Here is a 5279-nt window from a genome sequence, read left to right as displayed (position 1 = left end):
ACAGCCTGCCACCGGCGATGAGCACCCGCAGGTGCGTATCGGGCTTCCTAGCGTCGAATCCACCAGCGAGACCTAGGAGTTCACATGCGTATCGGAATCATCGGAGCCGGATCGATGGCCCGGGCACTGGGCGGCGGCTGGGCCGCGGCCGGGCACGACATCGCGGTCGGGGCACGCACACCGGCCCGCGCACGGGAGGCGGCGACGGCCATCGGGCACGGTGCGCGCGCCGCGAGCATCGAGGAAGCGGCCGGATTCGGGGAGGTGACAGTGCTGGCCGTGCCGGTCGAAGCGATCACGCCGGTACTGCGGGCGGGCGACTTCACCGGCCGCACCTTGATCGACTGCACCAATGCCTTCGCGCCGGACACCGGTGGTTTCGGCCTCTCGGAACCCGCTGTCGCCGAACGGATCGCGGCGACCACGCCCGGGGCGCGAGTGGTGAAGGCGTTCAATCTGCTCGCGGCCGAGGTGTGGGCGGGCCCGCATCGCGAGTTCGAGGGCAGGCCGTTGACGGTTCCGCTGTGCGGCGATGACGCGGACGCGGTCGCGACGGTGACCGCGCTGGCGGGGGATCTGAAGCTGCACGCCATTCATGCGGGCGGGCTGAGCCGCGCCCGGTACCTCGAGGCCACCTCGGCTTTCGTTGTCGGCCTCTGGTTCTCGGGACAGGACGCGCGAGCCCTGTTCCCGCCGTTGGAGTCCGCTTTCGCGGTGCCCGATGACGAGGAGGGGTTGCCGGTCAACGAAGAGTGAGTGTACAGTCACTCACATGAACCGACGCGGCATCGCACTCTCCACCTCGGACGTTCGGCGCGAAGCCGTGCTGGACGCGGCCATCACCGAGTTCGCCAAGACCGGCTTCCACGGAACCCCGATCAATACCGTCGCCGTGACGGCCGGGATCTCGCCCGCGTACGTGTTCAAGCTGTTCCCCAGCAAGGTGGAGTTGTTCGTCGCCGCGCTGGACCGGTGTTTCGAGCGGGTCGAGGGGGCGTTGTCCGCCGGGGCCGCCCGGGTGCCGGGCGGCGATCCGGAGCAGGTGCTGCACGAAATGGGCGGGGCCTACGCCGAGTTGATCGCGGACAAGTCCCTGCTCATGCTGCAGGTGCACGCCCTCTCGGCGGCCGACGTGCCCGATATCGCCGAGGCCGTGCGCCGCGGCCTGCGGCGGGTCACCGAGTTCGCCGAGTCCCGTTCCAAGGGAAGCGGTGAACAGGTGCAGCACTTCATGGCCTACGGCCAGTTGTGCCATCTGATCACCACCCTCGGGCTGGATGCGAGCGAGGGCCCGTGGGCCGCCACCCTGACCGCCGGAATCCGTCACTTCAACTGATCTTCCGCGCCCTCCGACGAGGGCGCTTTCTTTCGACCGTCGAGTGATTGACCAGTCACTCATCCAGAAGGGAAAGTCCGATGTCGAACATCACCGCCACCGAGGTCGTTCTGCCGGGCCGCGTCGAGCCGGAGGGCCTTGCCGTCGTCGATCGCGAACTGCCGCCGCCCGCAGCCGGGGAGGCGCTCGTCCGCATGGAGGCGACGGGTGTGTCCTTCGCCGAACAGCAGATGCGGCGCGGGAAGTACTACGACCAGCCCGCGTTCCCGTTCGTGCCCGGCTACGACGTGGTCGGCACGGTGATCGCCGTCGGGGCCGGGGTGGATCCGGCGCTGATCGGCCGCCGGGTCGCGGCGCTGACCAAGATCGGCGGCTGGAGCAGTCACCTCACCGTGCAGGCGGGCGATCTGGTGCCGGTGCCGGACGGGCTGGCGGCGGACGCGGCCGAGACCTTCGTCGTCAATGGCATCACCGCCTGGCAGATGCTGCACCGGAGCGCGAAAGTCCGTGCCGGGCAGACCATTCTGGTGCACGGCGCGAACGGCGGCGTCGGCTCGACGCTGGTGCAGCTGGCGCGGGCGGCCGGGATACGGGTGATCGGGACGGCGTCTGCGCGCAATGCGGACGCGGTGGCGGCGCTCGGCGCGGAGCCGGTCGACTATCGCGGGGATGTCGTGGCCCAGGTGCGGGCGCTCGCGCCGGGCGGAGTGGACGCGGTCTTCGATCATGTGGGCGGTCCGGGCATCGTGGACTCGTTCGGGCTGCTCGCGCCCGGCGGCACCCTGGTCTCCTACGGCACCGCGGCCACCAAGAACGAGGAGGGCGATTCCCGGCTGCCGGTGCTGAAGCTGTTCGCCCGGCTGCTGTGGTGGAATGCGCTGCCCAACAAGCGGAATGCGTCGTTCTACAACATCTGGGCCGGACGCCGTCGGCTGAGCCGGTTCCGTTCGCGGATCGCCGAGGATCTGGGCGCGGTGCTCGAGCTGGCCGAGCGTGGCGCGCTGCACCCGCAGATCGCGGCCCGAATCCCGTTGCGGGAGGCCGCCCGTGCGCTGACCCTCGCCGAATCTGGCACGGTCACCGGCAAAGTCGTCCTGGTCGGCGACTCCGAGGCATGAAAAGCCTTGGCCCAAAACAAAACCCCGGGTGTGCACGCCGTTGTGCACACCCGGGGCTTCAATCCCGGAGGGACGGATTCACCAGCCGGTGTTACCGCGGACCGGGATGTTCACGAAGCTCGGTCGATCCGGATCGAGCTGCAGGTGTTCGGGCTTCAGGCCGGTGTCGATGAGCATCGGCAGGATGGGCAGGCCCTTGGGGAAGTTGCCCGCGAAAACGTCCACGCGCAGACGGTGTCCCGGCTGCAGGACGGCCTGGGTGCCACCGAGGGCGATGTCCAGGGTGGTGGCCTCACCGGGCACGGTCTCCTGACGCTTGTCCAGCGAGGTGAAGGCGCGCGGGTCGGTGTAGTCGCCGTTGGCCGAGCGGGTGCTGCGGTCCTCGTCGACCTGACGCAGCGAGGCCATCAGCGAGCCGGAGCTGAGCACGGTGGAGGTGCCGTCGGGGGCGACATCGTTGACGGTGACGGTCCAGTAGCCGTCGACGGCGTCCTGAACGGTGTTGAGCCGCACCGCGATCGGGCCCGAGATGGTGGTGGCGTCGGCGACCGGCGCGCTGGTGAAGGTGAGCGCGTTGGTCTCGGCGATGCGGGAGTCCTTGGCGCAGGCGTCGACCAGGTTCAGGATGCCCGCGGTGGCCTGGGCGGCGTCATTGGAGCAGACCGTGGACAGGCCGGGCGCGATGGTGAGCCGATCGGTGTCGCCGTTGGCGTCGCCGGTGAGCGAGCCGTCGTAGACGCTGCCCGCGGTGCCGGAGCGCTGCGCGGACAGGTACATGCGGCGGTAGTCCGCGGCCTCGGAAGCCGGTGCGGTGGGCCCGAATCCGCCCTGGGTGTTCCAGCCGCCGCCCTGCGTCTTGAGGGTCACGGGGCCGTACTGGTCGATGCCGTTGTCGATGCCCTTGAGCCACTTGTCGAACCAGGCGCGCTGCAGCACGTCCAGGCGCGGCGGAGCGCCCACGCGGTTCACGTCCGCGCCGGAGGTGACATGGTAGGTGTTGCCCATGAGCAGCTGCTTCTGCCCGGGCGGCAGCGGAATCTGGTTGTAGATCTTGGATTCCGAGTAGGTGAACAGGTCGTGCCAGCCGCCGGTCACGAAGGTCGGGACCTGGATCTTGCTCGGATCGCCCAGCCATTCACCGCGTTCCTGGGTGAGGCCGTTGAGCATGTCCTTCACACGCGGGTCGAGGCTGTCCATGTTGGTGCTGGTGTACGCCGACATGAGCACGTCGAGGTAGCCGAAGGGATCGTTGGCGCGATCCTGCAGCCACTTGAAATCGAAGGTGCCCGCGGCGATCGAGGCCAGGTCCGGCACCCACTTGAGGCCGTTGATGGCGCCGAGCCACAGCGGGATGAAGTTGAAGCCGAAGCCGCCGCCGGGCGCGAGCACGTCGTCGATGAGGTCGCTGCCGGGCACGATCGGGAAGATGGCCTTGAGGGCGGGCGGCTGCTTCTCGGCGGCCTGCACCTGGTTGATGGCCGAGTAGGACAGGCCGTTCATGCCGATGCGGCCGTTGCTGAAGCCCTGCTTGGACGCCCAGTCGATGACCTCGACGGTGTCCTGCTGCTCGCGGCCGCGCAGCATGTCCCATTCGCCCTGCGAGAAGCCGGTGCCGCGCACGTCCACGACGACCTGCGTGTACCCGGACTTGATGAGCTGGCGGTCGACGGAGAAGTTGCGGAGTTCGCCGTTGCCCGCCGCGTTGAGCAGTTCACCGAAGCCGGTGAGCGGGGTGCCGTCGAGGCGGATATTGCGGAAGACGTTGAGCAGCGCGTCGGACAGGCCCGGGATGGAGAAGGCGCTGTCGGCGACGTTCGACACCAGCTTGGTGTAGGGCGTCAGGTTGACGATGGTCGGCGTCGGGGTGTCGATGCGACGGCCCGCGGCGTCGGCCGGGTGGTAGACGTTCGCCTTGAGGACGGTGCCGTCACTCATGGTGATCGGGACGTCCCAGTCGATGGAGACGTTCGGATACTGCTGTGCCCCATCCTCGGTGGCGGTCCACGCGGCGCCGGCGGCACCGCCGTCGGGCCCGGTCGGGGTGTCGGCATCGGCGGTGATGCCGGTCATCGGAAGGAGCAGAGCGGCCGCGGTGGCTAACACCGTGGCCTGTAGCGCGTGCCTCATCGAACGTGATCTACCTCTCGCAAATGGTCGAACGTTCAGCAGCATATCTACTCGAAAGTAAGTTGCAAACCCTAGGTAACAGTTACCTATTTAAACGGGCAACGTCTCGGCAAATTCGACTGCGGCAGTTCGAAATACCCTACGGTCACGTAGTGAGATGCATATCACAATGGAATGCGCAGAAAATAATGCCCTGCCCAATCTCATTGGGCAGGGCATCAATTCGAGGGTTTCAGGGCGAAGCCCTGAGATCCGCGAGAGTTGTTATTTCCCGCCCTGATTGGCGACGGCGGCGGCACCGGCCGCGGCGGCCTCCGGGTCGAGGTAGACGCCCGGGCCCAGCGGGCGCAGGTTCTCGTCCAGCTCGTACTTCAGCGGGATGCCGGTGGGGATGTTCAGCTCGGCGATGTCCTCGTCGGAGATGTTCTCCAGGTGCTTCACCAGCGCGCGCAGCGAATTGCCGTGCGCGGCAACGAGAACGGTCTTACCGGCGCGCACATCGGTGGCGATGGTGTCCTCCCAGTACGGGACCATGCGGGCGACGACGTCCTTGAGGCATTCGGTCGCCGGTACCTCGATGCCCGCGTAGCGCGGGTCGCCGTCCTGCGAGTACTCGCTGTCCGCGGCGATCGGCGGCGGCGGGGTGTCGTAGCTGCGACGCCACAGCATGAACTGGTCGTTGCCGTACTGCTCCTTGG

General features: G+C 68.1%; 5 protein-coding genes. 3 read left to right on the top strand and 2 right to left on the bottom strand.

Features of this window, described 5'->3' with window-relative positions; translation table 11 throughout:
- The first annotated feature begins 84 nt into the window (after positions 1–84).
- From ACWELQ_RS37250 to ACWELQ_RS37240, 3 genes are all read left to right on the top strand, one after another.
- A complete protein-coding gene (locus ACWELQ_RS37250) occupies positions 85–756 on the top strand; it encodes an NADPH-dependent F420 reductase (RefSeq protein ID WP_452401717.1) in 672 nt (223 codons plus the stop codon).
- Positions 757–772: 16 nt separating this feature from the next.
- Positions 773–1336: a TetR/AcrR family transcriptional regulator gene (locus ACWELQ_RS37245; protein ID WP_452401716.1), complete on the top strand. Its 564-nt coding sequence runs from the start codon at positions 773–775 to the stop codon at positions 1334–1336.
- An 80-nt stretch (positions 1337–1416) separates the two neighbouring features.
- A complete protein-coding gene (locus tag ACWELQ_RS37240) occupies positions 1417–2454 on the top strand; it encodes a medium chain dehydrogenase/reductase family protein (protein ID WP_452401715.1) in 1038 nt (345 codons plus the stop codon).
- A 78-nt stretch (positions 2455–2532) separates the two neighbouring features.
- On the opposite strand, the gene ACWELQ_RS37235 is transcribed toward ACWELQ_RS37240, so the two are convergent.
- On the bottom strand, positions 2533–4581 hold the full coding sequence (locus ACWELQ_RS37235) for a CocE/NonD family hydrolase (protein ID WP_452401714.1): 2049 nt from the start codon (positions 4579–4581) through the stop codon (positions 2533–2535).
- A 264-nt stretch (positions 4582–4845) separates the two neighbouring features.
- On the bottom strand, positions 4846–5279 hold a 434-nt coding region (locus ACWELQ_RS37230), incomplete at its 5' end, for a 2,3-bisphosphoglycerate-dependent phosphoglycerate mutase (protein WP_452401713.1).

It is taken from the genome of Nocardia sp. NPDC004722 (assembly GCF_053601505.1).
The sequence above is the reverse complement of the archived record's forward strand: the minus strand, read 5'-3'. Positions and strand labels throughout refer to the sequence as shown.

Coding starts and splice junctions, on each gene's coding strand:
- ACWELQ_RS37250 (WP_452401717.1), top strand. CDS start 85: ATGCGTATCGGAATCATCGGAGCCGGATCGATGGCCCGGGCACTGGGC.
- ACWELQ_RS37245 (WP_452401716.1), top strand. CDS start 773: ATGAACCGACGCGGCATCGCACTCTCCACCTCGGACGTTCGGCGCGAA.
- ACWELQ_RS37240 (WP_452401715.1), top strand. CDS start 1,417: ATGTCGAACATCACCGCCACCGAGGTCGTTCTGCCGGGCCGCGTCGAG.
- ACWELQ_RS37235 (WP_452401714.1), bottom strand. CDS start 4,581: ATGAGGCACGCGCTACAGGCCACGGTGTTAGCCACCGCGGCCGCTCTG.